Consider the following 16067-nt stretch of genomic DNA (forward strand, 5'->3'; position numbering starts at 1 on the left):
CGCGTCGTGCAGGCGCCGTTAGTGCGGCTGCTGCTGGAAAACGGCCACCTGGTCGTATGCGTCGGCGGTGGCGGAGCACCCGCCGCCCGTGTTTTTGGCTTCGTATCGGGGTTGTGGGGGTCTGGGTGCCCCCGTGTGCGGCTTGGGGTGGGAGCGCTGAACGTTCGTGAGGGGAACCCTGAGGGACTCAGAGTCCCTCAGGGTTCCCCTCACGGACGGTCGTTGTCAGCGGCCCTGGAAGTGGGGTTTGCGTTTTTCGGTGAAGGCTTTGGGGCCTTCCTTCGCATCTGCGGAGGCGAAGACTTCGATGCCGTACTTGGCGTCGAGTTTGAAGGCTTCCTCCTCGTGCATGCCCTCGGTGTCGCGGATGGTCTTGAGGATCGCGCGTATCGCCAGGGGGCCGTTGTCGTTGATCAGGTGAGCGAGTTCCAGCGCGCGAGCCAGTGCTTGACCGTCGGGGACGACGTGGCCCACCAGGCCGATGTCGCGTGCCTCCGCGGCGGTGATGTGTCGGCCGGTGAGGAGGAGGTCGGCGGCGACGGTGTACGGGATTTGCCTGGGCAGTCGCACGGCCGAACCGCCCATCGGGAACAGGCCCCAGCGGGGTTCGGAGACGCCGAACTTAGCGCTTTCCGCTGCTACCCGGATGTCGGTTCCCTGCAGGATTTCCGTGCCGCCTGCGATGGCTGGGCCTTCGACGGCGGCGATGAGCGGCTTCGTGAGACGGCGGCCTTTCAGCAGGCCCTCGATGCGGCTCGGGTCGAAGGAGCCGTTCGAAAACGACTTGTCGGGGGCGTTGCGGGACATGGATTTCAGGTCCGCGCCCGCGCAGAACGCTCCGCCCGCGCCGGTCAGGACGCAGCTGCGCACCTGGTCGTCCGAATCCACTCGGTCCCAGGCCTCGACCATGATCGAAAGCATCTCGCCGGTGAGGGCGTTGCGGGCTTCCGGGCGGTTCATCGTCACCACGAGCGTGTGGCCTTCGAGGCTGACGAGTGCGTGGGGTTCGGCCACCGGGGCCTCCTTAATAACGGGCCGGGGTCATTGCCCAGAACGATAACATGTTCTACTTTGGGTGCGTGGCACTCAACATCGCGGATCTACTCGAGCACGCCGTCGACGCCGTGCCGGAACGCGTCGCGGTCGTGTGCGGCGGACGCCAGGTCACCTTCGCGCAACTGGAGAAGCGCGCGAACCGGCTGGCGCACCACCTGGCCGCGCACGGCGTGGGACCCGGCTCCCACATCGGTGTCTATTCCCGGAACTCCATCGAGGCACTGGAAGTCATGTTCGCCGCGTACAAGCTGCGCGCGATCGCGGTGAACGTGAACTACCGCTACGTCCACGGAGAACTCCGCTATCTGTTCACCAACGCCGACCTGGTGGCGCTGGTGCACGAGCGGCGCTACTCCGACCGGGTGGCGGCGGTGCTTCCGGAAACGCCGAAACTGAAACACGTTGTAGTCGTCGAGGACGGTTCGGACACGCCGTACGAGACGGGCGTCGAGTACGAGGCGGCGCTCGAAGGCGAGTCGGACGAACGCGACTTCGGCGAGCGCAGCGCCGACGACTTGTACATCCTTTACACCGGCGGCACCACGGGTTATCCCAAGGGCGTGCTGTGGCGCCACGAGGACATCTGGCGCGCGCTGGGCGGCGGCATCAACTTCGTCACCGGCGAGTACGTGCCCGACGAGTGGACGCTCAGCGAACAAGGCAAATCCGGTTCGCTCGTGCGCCTGCCTGCCGCGCCGCTGATCCACGGAGCGGCGCAGTGGGCCGCCTTCGGCGCGCTGTTCACCGGCAGTCCGGTGGTGTTCGTCCCGCAGTTCGACGCGCACGACGTGTGGCGCGCGGTGCAGGAACACAAGGTGCAGGTGCTGACGATCGTCGGCGACGCGATGGCGCGGCCCCTCGTGGACGCCTACCGCTCCGGCGATTACGACGCGTCGTCGCTCGTCGCGGTGTCGAGCCACGCGGCGCTGTTCTCGCATTCGGTGAAGCAGGAATTCCTCGAGATGCTGCCGAACGTCGTGATCACCGACGCGATCGGTTCGTCGGAGAGCGGCTTCACCGGAATCGGCATGGTGGGCAAGGATTCCGACCATTCCGCGGGCCCGCGCGTGAACTTCGGCAAGGACGCCATCCTGCTGGACGACGACGGCCAGGTAGTCGAACCGAAGCCCGGCGCCATCGGGCTGATCGGCCGCCGCGGCCACGTCCCGCTCGGCTATTACGGTGACCCGGAGAAAACGCGCACCATCTTCACCGAGGTGGACGGTGTCCGTTACGTCGTGCCCGGCGACTACGCGCGCTACGAGGAAGACGGCACGGTTACGTTGCTGGGCCGCGGATCGCAGTGCGTGAACACCGGCGGCGAAAAGGTGTATCCGGAAGAAGTCGAGGGCGCGCTGAAGTCGCACCCGGACGTTTTCGACGCACTGGTCATCGGCATCCCGGACGACCGGCTCGGCCAGCGCGTCGCCGCTGTCGTCCAGCCGCGTCCTGGCGTTCAGCCGGATCTGGCCGCGCTGGAAGCGCACGTGCGGACCGAGGTCGCCGGATACAAGGTGCCGCGCACGGTGTGGCTGGCCGAGGAGATCGGCCGTTCGCCCAGCGGGAAGCCGGATTATCCGTGGGCCCAGCGGTACGCCGCCGAACACGAACCCGCCTAGGAGGGCGCATGCGCACATCGTTGTGCGACCGGTTCGGCATCGAGGTGCCGATCTTCGGATTCACCCCGTCGGAACACGTCGCGGCCGCGATCAGCCGCGCGGGCGGCATGGGCGTGCTGGGCTGCGTCCGGTTCAACGACGCCGCCGAACTCGACGCGGTGCTGTCCTGGATGGACGAGAACACCGACGGAAAGCCTTACGGCGTCGACATCGTGATGCCGGCGAAGATCCCGTCCGAAGGCACCCAGACCGACCTGAACGAGCTGATCCCGCCGGGCCACCGGGAGTTTGTCGATAAAGTGCTGAAGGACCTCGCGGTCCCGCCGCTGCCCGAGAACACCGACGAACGCGCCGGTGTTCTCGGCTGGCTGCACTCCGTCGCCCGGTCCCACGTGGACGTCGCGCTGAACCACCGGATCAGCCTGATCGCCAACGCACTGGGCTCGCCCCCGACCGACGTCATCACCCGCGCGCACGACGCGGGCGTCCCGGTCGCGGCCCTCGCCGGAAAGGGCTCGCACGCGGCTCGTCACGTCGACAACGGCGTGGATCTCGTTGTCGCACAGGGACATGAGGCAGGCGGGCACACCGGCGAAATCGCGACCATGGTGCTGGTCCCGGAAATCGTCGACGCCGTCGGCGACCGCGCCCCGGTGCTGGCGGCCGGCGGCATCGGCTCCGGCCGCCAGGTCGCCGCCGCACTGGCCCTGGGCGCTTCGGGCGCGTGGATGGGCTCGTACTGGCTCGCGACGCGGGAATACCTCCAAACGATGCCCGAATCGGAGGCGATGCAGAACGCCCTGGTGGAGGCGACTTCCGCGGACACCGTGCGGACCCGGATCTACACCGGCAAGCCCGCTCGCCTGCTGAAGACCCGCTGGACGGAGGCGTGGGCGGCGCCGGGCGCGCCGGAACCGCTGCCGATGCCGTTGCAGAACCTGCTGGTTTCCCACGCGCACAACCGGATCCACGCCGCCGCGGACCCGTCGGTGGTGTCGATGCCGGTGGGCCAGATCGTCGGCAGGATGAACCGGGTCCGCCCGGTGGCCGAGGTGATGGCGGATCTGGTGCGGGGATTCGAGGAGACGGTGTCCCGGTTGGACAAGATCCGCTGAGACTCAGGCGAGGCGCTGCTTGATGAAGAGGGCAGCCCGGTCGAGGGCTTGCCCTGCTTCGTCGAGGGTGTCGGTGAAGGTGTGGAAGACGTGCGGGACGTCGGCAGTGATGTCGAGGATCACGTCGACGTCCGCGTCGCGCGCGCGTTCCGCCAGCCGGACCGAGTCGTCGAGCAGCATTTCGTTCGTGCCGACCTGCAGCAGGATCGGCGGGAAACCGGTCAGGTCGGCGTGGACCGCCGGGGCGAGGAGCGGCTGGGCGGGATCCGCGCCGGCCAGATACAACTCGCCGGTGCGGGCCATGCCTTCCCTGGTGAAGAAGGGGTCGGCGTCCTCCTTCGCCGCCATGGACGCCCCGGTGCGGGTGTGGTCCAGCCCCGGCGAGAACGCGACGATCCCGGCGGGCGTCGGCAGCCCGGCGTCGCGGGCGGCCAGAGTCGTGGTCACGGCGAGGCCGCCGCCCGCGGAATCGCCCGCGAAGAGGATCGAGGACGGATCGTTGTCCTCCAGGAGGCTCCGGTAGGCGGCGAGACAGTCCTCGATGCCGGCCGGGAACGGGTGCTCGGGCGCGAGCCGGTAGTCCAGCGAGAGCGCGCGGATTCCAGTGCGCAGGACCAGGTTCGCCGTCAGTGCCATCGCGGTGTGCGGCGACCCCAGCGAGAACGATCCGCCGTGGAAGTACAGGATCGTGCCCGGCCGCGGGTCTGCTGGTGGCTCGACAAGGATCGCTGGCCGTCCAGCGAGCGTGGTTCCGCTTTGCCGCGGCTCGGCGGGAACGGGAAACTCGCTCATCAACGCGGCGAACCCGGCCCGCATCCGCTCGACCGGCACCGGTCCGCCCCCCTTCGGCGCCCGCCGCAGCTGCTCGTCGATCGCGCGGCGTTGTTCCCTGCTCATCTGTGCTCCTGAAGATTCTGCGGAATTATATTCCGAGGCATGTAGTGCTAGACTATATGCCGTGGCAGGTACTTCGGCAAACGAGCGGCTCTTCGACCATCTGGTGCGCTGCGAGACCCGGATCTACAACGCGCTGGGGGAGCGGCTCAAGGCCGAGCACGGGATCGTCGCTTCGCAGTTCGAGTTCCTGCGGTATCTGGGGCAGCATCCGCAGTCGCGGGTCGCGGACTTGGCGGTGAACTTCGCCATCGGGATCGGCGCGACGAGCAAGGGCATCGACCGGCTCGAAGCGCGGGGCTGGGTGCGCCGGGTGCCGAATCCGGAGGACCGGCGTTCTTCGCTCGTCGAGCTGACGCCGAGCGGCCGGGAGCTGGCCGGAGCGGCGGAGGAGACTTTCCGGGCGCAGCTCGAGGTGCTGATCGGTTCCGCGGTGGCCCCGGATCGGGTCGAGGCGGTTATTTCGGTACTGGCCGAGCTGCGGGGGGCTTTGGAGGAGCGGAACGTCGGCCTTCCGGCGGGTTAGCGCTTGGCCGTTGGGGTGGCGGTGATCCTGTGCTTCGATGCCGCCGGGAGTGGAACGTCAGGCTGCCCGGCCTCGCGGTTCTGGCGGGAATCTTGCGTTGTTCGGCGCTTCGGCGGAGCGCGGAGAAGCACCACGAGCGGCCGGGCTTCGCCCCGGGGTGAGGCGATCCTCGAGCGGGAGGCGGGCCCGCGAAGCGCGGGTACTCGCGCGGCGGGCTCCAGCCCCGTCCGAATGCTTCTGCCGCACGGAAAAGCCGCGCGAAGCCGGGTGCGGAACCCCAGTGGAGTCCCGCGCCCGGCTCAGTGCCCGATCTCAGTGCTCGGTCAGATCTTCCCGGCCGCCGCGGCGATGTCCGAGGCGAACGAGCTCACCTCGGTGTACACGCCGGGTGCGTGGGCCCTGGCGCAGCCGTCGCCCCAGCTGACGATGCCTACCTGGATCCATTCGCCTGCTCCGTCGCGGCGGAACATCGGGCCGCCGGAGTCGCCCTGGCAGGTGTCGACTCCGCCGGTGTCGAGCTTGCCCGCGCACAGTTCCGCGTCCGGCTTCAGGTCGGCGTAGGAGCCGCCCTGGGACTGGCACGTCGAGTCGTCCACGAACGGGACTTCGGCCTTCAGCAGGTAGCGCTGCTGCGCGCCGCCTTCCTGGGCCGCGCCCCAGCCGGCGATGGTGAACGTGCCGGAGTTGTTGTCGGCGGTTTTCGCGATCGGCAGCGTCTGGACGCCGCTCACCGGGCTCGCCAGCTTGATCAGCGCCCAGTCGCCGCCGGTGGAGTCGTACGTCGGGGAGCGGTAGACGTAGGTCGAGCGCACCTTCTTCGCGCTCGAACTCTGCAGATCGACCACGCCGAGCGTCGCGGTGATCGACGAGTCCGCTCCGGTGCGGTCGACGCAGTGCGCGGCGGTCAGCACGAGCTGGTCGGTGTACATCGCGCCGCCGCAGCCCATCGAAAGCCGGACCATCCACGGGAATTCCCCCTGGCTGGCGCGAGTTCCGCCGACGACCTGAGGCTCCGCGCCCGGCGACGGCGTCGTCGACGCCACGGCGGGCGTCGCGAACCCGGCGGCGGCCGCGAGCGCTGCCGCGCCTGCCAGGACTCGCGTGACCATGCTGAAGTTTCTGTTGTCGGCCAAGGGGATTGTCCTTCCGGTGTCCACTGTGGAGCTTCCGCTCCCGGGGCGGGGAGGTGTCGTGTGGTGACGAATCGACTACACCAGAGCGGCGGTAAGTGGACAACCAACTTTCTTCGGATCTTTCGGATTCTTCACCGGATCCGGCAGATTTCGGCCTGCGACACGGCGATAAAAAGCAGCCTTGACCTGGGGGAGTGTGATTATCGGAGTAACCGGGCGGAGGCGGAGCGAGGGGGACTTTCGCGCACCGGATGCGACGGCACAAGCCGGAACCCGTGCCAGAAAACAAAAAACTCAGCGCGCGAGCCCTCGGCGGCGCACGAAGTACGCCACCACGCCCAGCCCCAGCACCAGACAGCCGCTGAGCACCGAAGCGATCGGCAGGCTGAACGCCAGCACCGCGCACCCCGCCAATCCGCCTGCCGCGACGACCTTCGGCGCAGCCCCTTCGTCCCGGCGAAGCGTCAGCGCGGAGGCGTTCGCCACCGCGTAGTACGCGAGCACTGCGAAGGACGAAAACCCGATCGCACCACGCAAATCCGTTGTCGTGGCCAGCACCGCGACCACCACGCCGACCGTGAGCTCAGCCCGGTGCGGCACCGAAAACCGAGGATGCACCGCGGTCAAAAACCGCGGCAGGTGCCCATCCCGCGCCATCGCGAGCGTCGTCCGCGAAACGCCCAGCACCAACGCCAGCAACGATCCCAACGCGGCCACCACCGCGCCGACGCGAACCACCGGCGACAGCCACGGCACGGCGGCAGCGAGCGGATCGGGATTCGCCCCGATTCCGTCTGGCCCCAAGGTCACCAGCAGCACCACCGCCACCACGGCGTACACCACGAGGGTCAGTCCTAAAGCGAGCGGAATCGCCCGCGGAATCGTGCGGGCCGGATCGCGGACTTCCTCGCCGAGAGTGGCCAGCCGGGCATAACCGGCGAACGCGAAGAACAGCAATCCCGCCGCTTCGAGAACCCTGCCGCCGTGAAACGGGGTCCACGGGGAAACGTGCGGGCCGGAAAAGCCGAAAACCGCGACCAGGGTAAGCACCACGAGAGTGATGCAAACGATCACCCGAGTAGCCAAAGCGGACCGGTGCACACCGAGGTAATTCACGCCGGTGACCAAGCCGATCACGGCCACCGCGAGCAAGCTCCGCCACGGCTGCCCGAGTCCGGGAGCGGCGTAAGCGACAACGGTCAGCGTCATCGCCGCACAGCTCGCTGTTTTCCCGGCGACGAAGCCCCAACCCGCTAGGTATCCCCAAAATTCACCCAGCCGAGCGCGCCCGTACACATACGTGCCACCGGATTCCGGGTACAGCGCGGCAAGCCGGGCGGAAGAAGTCGCGTTGCAGTAGGCGACTAACGCGGCCACCGCGAGCGCGGGCAGCAATCCCGCACCCGCCGCACGTGCAGCGGGCGCGAACGCGGCGAAAACACCGGCGCCGATCATCGAACCAAGCCCGATGAAAACGGCGTCGGCGAGGCCTAACCGGCGGGCCAAAGGCATTGCGGGGGTCCTCCCGTGGGGTCAGTTCGCGAGACAGCGAACCACGCGCCGCGCGTCTGGCATAGGCTCGGGTCTCGTGCCCACGTCTTCGCCGCTGTCCCGCCTGTCCGCCGACGGACCGGTCCGCGACGGCATCCCGGATCACGGCCGCGTGCCGCGCTACTACGCAGTGAAGGTCGAACTGCTGGCCGTCATCGCCGAATTGGGCGAAGGCAGCGCGCTCCCCACGGAACGCGAACTGTGCGAGCGGTTCGAAGTGTCCCGGGCGACGGTCCGGCAGGCGGTGGGCGAGCTGGTGCTCGAAGGCAGGCTGTCGCGACGGCAGGGGAGCGGCACGTACGTCGCCGCGCCGAAGCTGGTCCAGCCGCTCGCGCTCGTCAGCTACACCGAAGGCCTGCGCCGCCAAGGCATCCGGCCCGGCCGCTCGCTGATCACGCTCGAACGCCGCGCCGCGGGCACCGGATTGGCCGCCGACCTGCGGATCGAACCAGCCGCCGAAGTGATTCACCTGGAACGCGTCCTGCTCGCCGACGACGAGCGCGTCGGCCTCGAATCGACCTTCCTCCGCGCCGACAGGTTCCCGACGCTGCCCGAGGATTTCGACCCCGAGCAGTCGCTGTACGCGTTCCTGCGCGACGAACTGGGCGTGGTCTTCGACGGGGCGGAGGAACGCGTGGAGACCGTGCTTGCCACACCCCGCGAGGCGCTGCTCATCGGCACGAACCCGGCATTGCCGATGCTGCTGATGCACCGCGTGTCGTGGGGTCCGGACGGCGAGCCGTTCGAGCGGGTCCGGTCGCTTTACCGCGGTGACCGGCTGAGTTTCGTCACGCGACTGAACCGCGTCGAGTAGCTGTCACATCCGGCATCGCCCCTTCGTTCCTTCTGCATCGAACGGAGGGACAACCATGGATATCGCACTGTGGATCGCTCAGGCGGCCCTCGCCCTGCTCTTCGCTCTGTCCGGCGTGCTGAAGTCGACGATGTCGCGGCAACGGCTGATCGAGAGCGGGCAAACCGGGGTGGCCGCGTATCCGATGCAGGTCGTGCGCTTCGCCGCGATCTGCGAACTGGTCGCGGTAGCCGGTCTGATCCTGCCGGGGCTGACCGGGATCGCCCCGGCGCTCACCGGGTGGGCGGCGGTCGGCCTGGCGGTGGTGATGGTCGGCGCGATGGCGGGGCACTGGCGGCTGGCCGTCACCGAGCGCCGCCCGGCGGAGTACCGCAACGTCGCGGCGAATGTCGTGATCCTGGCGGTATGCGTGTTCGTTGCGGCCGGTCGCCTGTGAAGGTAACAGAACGGTAACTCATCTGGTCCAATATTCGAGGCTGCTTCACCTGGCGTTCCCCGTGCCGACAGGCTCCGTTGAGCGCGGGCGGCGACTGTTGCGGCCGTGCGAATCATCATCGTTGGCGGCGGCGTGCTCGGCACCCAGCACGCCTGGCAGGCCGTGGAACGCGGCCACGAAGTCCTCCAGCTCGAACGCGAGCCGGAGGCGCGCGGAGCGTCCGTCCGGAACTTCGGGCTGGTGTGGGTCGGCGGTCGCGCCGCCGGTCCGGAGCTGGAGACGGCGGTGCGCGCCCGGGAGCTGTGGGAGCGGATCGGCGAACGCGTGCCCGCGTTGGGTTTCCGGCCGAACGGCTCGCTGACGGTCCTCCGGACCGACGCCGAGCTGGCCGTCGCGCAGGAGGTCGTCGCCGGGCCGGGGGCGGCTGAGCGCGGCTTCAAACTCCTCGACGCGAACGAGACCCGGGCGCTGAACCCGGCTCTGCGCGGTAACTTCGCCGGTGCGTTGTGGTGCGAGCGCGACGCGGCGGTCGAACCGCGGACGGCGCAGCCTGCTCTCCGCGAAGCGCTCAAGGCGAGCGGTCGTTACCAGTGGTTGCCGGGCCGCGAGGTGCGGAATCTGGTCGGAAACAGCGTCGTCGACGACCACGGCGAGCGCCACGACGGCGACGTCGTGGTGTTCTGCACCGGCGCGTGGCTCGGCGGGCTGGTGCGCGAGATCGCGGGCGAGATCCCGGTGCGGCGGGTCCGGTTGCAGATGGCGCAGACCGAACCGCTGGACGAGCCGCTGCCCACCAGCGTCGCGGACGGCGACAGCTTCCGGTACTACCCGGCCTACCGCGGCGCGGCACTCGACGCGATGAACGAAGGCCAGCCTCAGGGCGAAATCGCCGCCCAGAACGCGATGCAGCTGCTGATGGTCCAGCGTCGCGACGGCTCGCTCACCATCGGCGACACGCACGAGTACGCGCAGCCGTTCTCCTTCGACGTCACCGAAGACCCGTACGAACACCTCGCCGAAGTGGCGGGCGCGTTGCTCGGCCGTCCGCTGCCTCGGATCCGCCGTCGCTGGGCTGGCGTCTATGCGCAGGCAACCGACCAGGCCTCCGTGGTGCATCGGGAACGGTTGTCCGACAACGCTTTCCTCGTCACCGGCCCGGGTGGCCGGGGCATGACCTGCTCGCCCGCAATCGCCGAAGACACCGCAAAGGAGCTGGGCTGGTGACCACCGAACTCGTCGTGCTCGACATGGCCGGAACCACCGTCGCGGACGACGGACTGGTCGAACGCGCTTTCACCGCCGCGATCGCCGCCGCCGGAGTGTCCGAAGAGGACGAACGCTACGCCGGAATGCTCGACTACGTCCGGGAAACCATGGGCCAGTCGAAGATCACCGTGTTCCGCGCGCTGCTCGGCGACGAAGACCTCGCCCAACGCGCGAACGCCGAATTCGAAGGCTCGTACGGACGTCTGGTCGCGGCGGGGGAGTGCAAGCCGATCCCCGGCGCCGAGGAAACCATCCGCGGCCTGCGGGAGAAGGGCGTCCGCGTCGCGCTGACCACCGGTTTCGCGCCCACGACTCAGCGCGCGCTGCTGGACGCGCTCGGCTGGCACGACCTCGCCGACCTCGCGCTCGCGCCCGGCGACGGCGTGCGCGGCCGTCCGTATCCCGACTTGATCCTCGCTGTCGCGCTGAAGCTGCAGGTCACCGACGTCCGCAACATCGCGGTGGTCGGCGACACCCCCACTGATGTCCGCACCGGCCTCGCCGCCGGTGCCGGAATCGTCGCCGGAGTGCTCACCGGTGCCGGCAACCGCGGCGAACTGGAAGCCGCGCACGCCACCCACGTTCTCGAATCCGTCTCCGCCCTCCCCGCCGTGCTCGATCTTGAAGGAGCCACCCAGTCATGAGAATCCGGAAAGCGACCGTCGTCGCTCTCGTCGCGACCCTCGCCGGCCTGCTGTCCGCGTGCGGCGGCACGGCGGGCGGCGCGTCCGGCGACCAGACCGTCACCGTGTACACCGCGGATGGCCTCGAAGACTGGTACAACGCCCGGTTCGCGGAGTTCAAGCAGCAGACCGGGATCACCGTACAGGCGGTCACCGCCGGTTCCGCCGAGGTCGTTTCGCGCGTGGGCAAGGAAAAGGCCAACACTCAGGCCGACGTCCTCGTGACGCTCCCGCCGTTCGTGCAGCAGGCGGCGAAGGAAGGCCTGCTCGCGACGTCCGTGCCGAAGGGCGTCGACCAGGTTCCGGCCGCGCAGAAGGACCCGCAGGGCCGCTACTACGCGCTGATGAACAACTACCTCAGCTTCATCTACAACCCGCAGCAGGCGAACCCGGCCCCGAAGAGCTGGAACGACCTGCTCGACCCGAAGTACAAGGGCAAACTCCAGTACTCGACGCCCGGCGAGGCCGGCGACGGCACCGCGGTGCTGCTGCAGGCCCAGCACGTGTTCGGCGACCAGGGCGCGCTCGAATACCTCGGCAAGCTGCAGGCGAACAACGTCGGGCCGTCGTCGTCCACCGGCAAGCTGCAGCCGAAGGTCGCGAAGGGCGAGGTGCTCGTCGCCAACGGAGACCTGCAGATGAACCTCGCGGAGATCGACAAGAGCGGCGGGTTCTCGGTGTTCTTCCCGGCCGACGCGCAGGGAAAGCGTTCCACCTTCGCGCTGCCGTACTTCGCCGGTCTGGTCAACAACGCGCCGCACGCGGACAATGCCCGCAAGCTGCTCGACTTCCTGTTCTCGCCGGAAACCCAGGCGAAGGCCAGCGACGCGTACGGCATTCCGGCCCGCTCCGACGTCAAACCGCAGGGGCCGAAGGCGGAGAAAATCACCGCCGCGATGTCCGGAGTGGACATTTGGACGCCGGACTGGAACTCCGTCCTCGGCCGTCTCGACGCCGACCTCGCCGCGTACCGGAAGGCCACCGGACAGTGACTCCGGCAGTAGAGTTCCGCGGCGTATCCGTCCACTTCGGAGCGACGCAAGCGCTTGCCCCGCTGGATCTCTCGGTAGCGCGCGGCGAAACACTGGCGCTGCTGGGGCCGTCCGGCTCCGGCAAGTCGACCGCGCTCAAGGCGCTCGCCGGGTTCCTCCGGCCGAGCGCCGGACGGGTGCTGCTCGACGGCCAGGACGTCACCGATCTGCCGCCGCACCGGCGCGGGCTCGGCGTGGTGGTGCAGAGTTATGCGCTCTTCCCGCACCAGCGGGTCGCCGACAATGTCGCGTTTGGACTGAAAGCGCGCAAGATGCGCCGCGCGGACGTGACGAAGCGCGTCGGCGAGGTGCTGGAACTAGTGGGGATGAGCGAGTACGCGCGTCGCTATCCGCGGGAGCTGTCTGGCGGGCAGCAGCAACGGGTCGCGTTGGCGCGGGCGCTGGCGATCCGGCCGAACGTGCTGCTGCTTGACGAGCCACTGTCCGCATTGGACGCTGCGCTGCGCGAGGACATGGTCGCGGAACTCCTGCGGCTGCGCGCCGAATTGCCGGATACCACGCTGATCTACGTCACCCACGACCAGAGCGAAGCTCTCGCGCTCGCCGACCGGATCGCCGTGCTGCGTGACTCGCGGCTCGTCGAACTCGGTCCGTGCGAACAGCTTTACCGCCGTCCGGCTACCGAGTTCACCGCGAGTTTCCTCGGCGCGGCGAACCTGATCCCGGTCGAATTGGTGCGCGCGGACGGCTCGGTCGCGACAGTCCGGCTGGCCGGGCGTGAGCTGTCCGCCGAACCGTCTGGCACGCTCCAGCCGGAGCGGCCGGTGGCGCTCGGCGTGCGGCCGCACCGGATTTCGGTCGGCGAGCCCGGACCGGACACCTTTCCGGCGCTCGTGCGCGGCGTGCAGTGGCGCGGCTCCGGGTACCGGCTCGATCTGCGGCTCACCGACGAGGTCTGCGACATCCGCGCCGAGGTCCCGGACAGTCCGGTGCTGCCCGCAGTCGGCGACCGCGTCGGAGTGTCCATTCCGGACGGTTGCCCGCTGGTGGGGGTGGGCGGATGACCGGCCTCGCGCTCGGCACCGCCGCGCTCGCCCCGGCCCGTCGCGGCACGCGGCCCCGCCGGCACCGGATCGGCTGGCTGCTCCCGCCCGCGATCGTGGTCGCCGGGTTCTTCGGCTACCCGCTCGTGTTGGTGATTCTGCAGTCGTTCACCGCGCAGGACGGCAGTTTCGGGCTTTCGGTATGGGCGCAAGTGCTGTCGTCGCCCGAGTTTGGCCGTGCGGTGTGGCAGACGGTGTTGCTGGCCTTGGGGTCCACCGTCGGCTGTGTGCTGCTCGGCGGGTTTCTCGCGCTGGTTGTCGCGTTCGTCCCGTTTCCCGGGGCGACGCTGCTGGCCCGGCTGGTCGACACGGTGCTGGCGTTCCCGTCGTTCCTGATCGCGCTGGCCTTCACGTTCCTTTACGGCGGCGCGGGAGTCTTTGGCACCGCAGGGTTTCTGTACTCACCATGGGGTGTGCTGCTCGCTGAGATCACCTTCTACACGCCGTTCGTGATGCGGCCCGCACTCGCCGCGTTCAGCCAAGTTCCGTCGGCGCAACTGGACGTGGCGGCGAGTCTCGGCGCGCGGCCGGGCCGGGTGCTGTGGCGGGTCGTGCTGCCGGAAGCGCTGCCGTCGCTCGCGTCCGGTGCGTGTCTGGTGCTGCTGTTGACGATGAACGAGTTCGGCATTGTGCTGTTCCTCGGTGCCAAGGGCGTCTCGACGTTGCCGATGCTGGTGTACGGCAAGGGAATCGTCACGTTCGACTTCCCGGCCGCGTCGGTGGTCGCGGTGGTGAACGTGGTGTTGTCGCTGGTGCTCTACACGGTTTACCGGCGAGTGGTCGGGAGGGGAGGCCGTCGTGCTGCTGTGGACGCGGCGTAGCCGGTTGCTGGTGTGGCTGGTGTTCGGCGTGGTTTTCCTCGGCGTGGTGGCCGCGCCGCTGGTGATGATCGTGCTGGCGTCGTTCGCCGGGAGCTGGACAGGCGTGCTGCCGAGCGGGCTCACCGGGGCGCATTACGCCGAGGCGCTGTCCGGCGAGACGTTCGCGAGCCTGTCGGTGAGCGTGCAGACCGGCGTGATCACGTCGCTGGTCTCGGTGCTGATCGGGACCTGGGCCGCGCTGGCCGTCGACCACGCGCCGCCGCGGCTGCGCCGGATCGCGGATTCGCTGTTCCACCTGCCGATCGCGGTGCCGTCGGTGGTGCTGGGGCTGGCGTTGCTCGTGGCGTTCAGCCGTCCGCCGGTGGCGTTCAACGGCACGCGCTGGATCGTCCTCGCCGGACACCTGATGATCCTGCTGCCCTTCGCGTACAGCACGGTTTCCGCCGCGCTGCAACGCGTTGACCCGCTGCTCGCGCAGGCCGCGGCGAGTCTCGGCGCGCGTCCGTTGCGGGTGTTGCTGCGAGTCCGGTTGCCGGTGCTGCTGCCCGCGATGTCAGCTTCGGCCGGTTTGGCGCTGGCGATGTCGATGGGCGAATTGGGCGCGACGATGATGCTGTACCCGCCGGACTGGCGGACGCTCCCCGCGACCATTTTCTCCCTCACCGACCGGGGACAGGTGTTTCTCGCGTCGGCGAGCACGGTGCTGTTGCTGGTGGTGACGCTGGCCGGGGTGGTGCTGCTGGGGCTGGTGCGGGGGAAGGCTTCCGCCCGGTGAAATAGTTTTCGCGCGCCGGTGCAACCTCCGGGTCCTCGATTCCGTCCGCGATACATGCGGACTACAGGGAAAATCGTGGGAGCGAGCGCGCTGCTGCTGACGGTCGCGGCGTGCGGAAGCAACGGGACTACCGCCGCGCCGGTTTCCTCTTCCGGCTCGGCGTCCAGTCCGGTGTCGGTTTCCTCGCCGCCACCGACCTCTTCTTCGCCGTCGGTCGCGCCGCCGCCGGCGTCGGGGCCGCCGAAGAGCCGTCCTACGCAGGGCGTGCCGCCTGGGGATACCGCGCCTGCTGCTGGGCAGATCAATGCTTCGGCGCTTCCTGCTGGGTACCCGCACGACGTCACGCTCGCTGAGGGTGGTTCGGTGGTGGTGATCCAGGCTGAAGAGGGCGGCTGCGACAAGCTCAGTGCGAAGGCAGGGGAGCAGACGGCTGCTCAGGTTGTCGTGCTCGTGACGATTACCAAGGCCCCGCACGGGCAGATGTGCCCGATGCATGTGCGGGAGATTTCGTTGCCGGTCCGGCTTGCCGCGCCCCTGGGCGGGCGGGAATTGGTGTTGAAGCCGGGTCCGTGAAGATCGGGTGCAACCCCTCGGGGCGGTCGATCCGTCCAGGGATCATGAGGTACTCGACGAAGCTGATCGGAACGACACGACTGGCGGGCGCGGCACTGGTGCTCACGATGGCGGCCGCGTGCGGCAGTCCGACGAGCATGGCGAACGCACCGGCGTCCGGGACCGAGACCGCGCCGCCGAGCGGCAGCGCCGGCACCTCGACCTCGGTGCCGCCGCCGGGCAAACCCCAGTTCGACCCTCCGCAAGGGGCCCAGCGGGTGCCGGACAACCGGGTGGACGGGGCGGCGTTGCCCAAGACGTTCCCCAAGGAGGTCTATTCGGACAACGGGGGGACGGTTTTGGTGGTGCGGGCTGAGGAAGGGGGGTGTGGGCATGCGCTCGGGGAGGCTGTTGAGCAGAGTGCCCAGAAGGTGGTGGTGGATTTGAGCGAGACCAAGGCGCAGACCGGGCAGATGTGCACGATGGACTTGCGGCATCCGGTGATTTCGGTGGCGTTGGGAGCGCCGTTGGGGGAGAGGACTGTGGTTTTGAAGCAGTCCGCTCCTCGGTGACCGTGCTGCCGGATGACTTCGTCGGGGGGTTATCCGGGGGCGGCTCGTCGCCTGGCGGCGACATTGCTTGTGAGCGGTGCGGTGGGGCACCCCGAAGCTGATTGTGACTACGGCGCGGAGGTGCTTGTCAAGGCGGGAAAGATGCCTTGACAAGCACCT

General features: G+C 68.9%; 17 protein-coding genes. 13 read left to right on the forward strand and 4 right to left on the reverse strand.

The window, feature by feature from the left end; all coding sequences use genetic code 11:
* Nucleotides 1–225 precede the first annotated feature (225 nt).
* Nucleotides 226–1014, reverse strand: coding sequence for a crotonase/enoyl-CoA hydratase family protein (locus tag ABZX37_RS47625; protein ID WP_354750960.1), 789 nt, complete (start codon nt 1012–1014; stop codon nt 226–228).
* Between the two features lie 65 nt (nt 1015–1079).
* Between ABZX37_RS47625 and ABZX37_RS47630 the strand changes: the two genes are divergently transcribed.
* Both ABZX37_RS47630 and ABZX37_RS47635 read left to right on the forward strand, forming a co-directional pair.
* A complete protein-coding gene (locus ABZX37_RS47630) occupies nt 1080–2675 on the forward strand; it encodes an acyl-CoA synthetase (protein ID WP_354750961.1) in 1596 nt (531 codons plus the stop codon).
* A gap of 8 nt (nt 2676–2683) precedes the next feature.
* On the forward strand, nt 2684–3790 hold the full coding sequence (locus ABZX37_RS47635) for a nitronate monooxygenase family protein (RefSeq protein WP_354750962.1): 1107 nt from the start codon (nt 2684–2686) through the stop codon (nt 3788–3790).
* Between the two features lie 3 nt (nt 3791–3793).
* Here ABZX37_RS47635 and ABZX37_RS47640 read toward each other — a convergent pair whose 3' ends face one another.
* A complete protein-coding gene (locus ABZX37_RS47640) occupies nt 3794–4687 on the reverse strand; it encodes an alpha/beta hydrolase (protein WP_354750963.1) in 894 nt (297 codons plus the stop codon).
* Nucleotides 4688–4748: 61 nt separating this feature from the next.
* Here ABZX37_RS47640 and ABZX37_RS47645 point away from each other — a divergent pair, with 61 nt between their 5' ends.
* Entirely contained in the window at nt 4749–5210 is a 462-nt protein-coding gene (locus ABZX37_RS47645; protein WP_354750964.1) for a MarR family transcriptional regulator, read from the forward strand.
* Nucleotides 5211–5533: 323 nt separating this feature from the next.
* Here the strand turns inward: ABZX37_RS47645 and ABZX37_RS47650 are convergent, their stop codons facing one another.
* Nucleotides 5534–6319 carry a serine protease gene (locus ABZX37_RS47650; RefSeq protein WP_354750974.1) on the reverse strand — a complete coding sequence of 262 codons (786 nt, stop codon included), beginning with the start codon at nt 6317–6319 and terminating at the stop codon, nt 5534–5536.
* A gap of 318 nt (nt 6320–6637) precedes the next feature.
* Nucleotides 6638–7855 carry an amino acid permease gene (locus ABZX37_RS47655; RefSeq protein ID WP_354750965.1) on the reverse strand — a complete coding sequence of 406 codons (1218 nt, stop codon included), beginning with the start codon at nt 7853–7855 and terminating at the stop codon, nt 6638–6640.
* A gap of 76 nt (nt 7856–7931) precedes the next feature.
* On the opposite strand from ABZX37_RS47655, the gene ABZX37_RS47660 reads away from it, so the two are divergent.
* The 10 genes from ABZX37_RS47660 (at nt 7932) to ABZX37_RS47705 (ending at nt 15908) form a co-directional block, all read left to right on the forward strand.
* On the forward strand, nt 7932–8708 hold the full coding sequence (locus ABZX37_RS47660) for a GntR family transcriptional regulator (protein WP_354750966.1): 777 nt from the start codon (nt 7932–7934) through the stop codon (nt 8706–8708).
* Nucleotides 8709–8763: 55 nt separating this feature from the next.
* Entirely contained in the window at nt 8764–9144 is a 381-nt protein-coding gene (locus ABZX37_RS47665; RefSeq protein ID WP_354750967.1) for a DoxX family protein, read from the forward strand.
* 105 nt (nt 9145–9249) lie between these two features.
* Nucleotides 9250–10368 (forward strand): TIGR03364 family FAD-dependent oxidoreductase, encoded by a 1119-nt coding sequence (locus ABZX37_RS47670; protein ID WP_354750968.1) that lies wholly within the window; start codon nt 9250–9252, stop codon nt 10366–10368.
* Entirely contained in the window at nt 10362–11054 is a 693-nt protein-coding gene (locus ABZX37_RS47675; RefSeq protein ID WP_354750975.1) for a phosphonatase-like hydrolase, read from the forward strand. The genes ABZX37_RS47670 and ABZX37_RS47675 overlap by 7 nt, the downstream gene beginning before the upstream one ends.
* Nucleotides 11051–12085: a 2-aminoethylphosphonate ABC transporter substrate-binding protein gene (locus tag ABZX37_RS47680; protein WP_354750969.1), complete on the forward strand. Its 1035-nt coding sequence runs from the start codon at nt 11051–11053 to the stop codon at nt 12083–12085. The genes ABZX37_RS47675 and ABZX37_RS47680 overlap by 4 nt, the downstream gene beginning before the upstream one ends.
* Nucleotides 12082–13149 (forward strand): ABC transporter ATP-binding protein, encoded by a 1068-nt coding sequence (locus tag ABZX37_RS47685; protein WP_354750970.1) that lies wholly within the window; start codon nt 12082–12084, stop codon nt 13147–13149. The genes ABZX37_RS47680 and ABZX37_RS47685 overlap by 4 nt, the downstream gene beginning before the upstream one ends.
* The gene (locus ABZX37_RS47690) at nt 13146–14009 is read left to right on the forward strand and encodes a 2-aminoethylphosphonate ABC transporter permease subunit (protein WP_354750971.1); all 864 of its coding nucleotides are present in this window, start codon (nt 13146–13148) and stop codon (nt 14007–14009) included. The genes ABZX37_RS47685 and ABZX37_RS47690 overlap by 4 nt, the downstream gene beginning before the upstream one ends.
* The gene (locus tag ABZX37_RS47695) at nt 13987–14784 is read left to right on the forward strand and encodes an ABC transporter permease subunit (RefSeq protein WP_344267645.1); all 798 of its coding nucleotides are present in this window, start codon (nt 13987–13989) and stop codon (nt 14782–14784) included. Before ABZX37_RS47690 ends, ABZX37_RS47695 begins: the two co-directional genes overlap by 23 nt.
* 75 nt (nt 14785–14859) lie before the next feature.
* Nucleotides 14860–15357 carry a hypothetical protein gene (locus ABZX37_RS47700; protein WP_354750972.1) on the forward strand — a complete coding sequence of 166 codons (498 nt, stop codon included), beginning with the start codon at nt 14860–14862 and terminating at the stop codon, nt 15355–15357.
* Nucleotides 15358–15401: 44 nt separating this feature from the next.
* Nucleotides 15402–15908, forward strand: coding sequence for a hypothetical protein (locus ABZX37_RS47705; protein WP_354750973.1), 507 nt, complete (start codon nt 15402–15404; stop codon nt 15906–15908).
* Nucleotides 15909–16067 lie beyond the last annotated feature (159 nt).

It is taken from the genome of Amycolatopsis sp. NPDC004079 (genome assembly GCF_040610415.1).
Classification (GTDB): domain Bacteria; phylum Actinomycetota; class Actinomycetes; order Mycobacteriales; family Pseudonocardiaceae; genus Amycolatopsis; species Amycolatopsis halotolerans.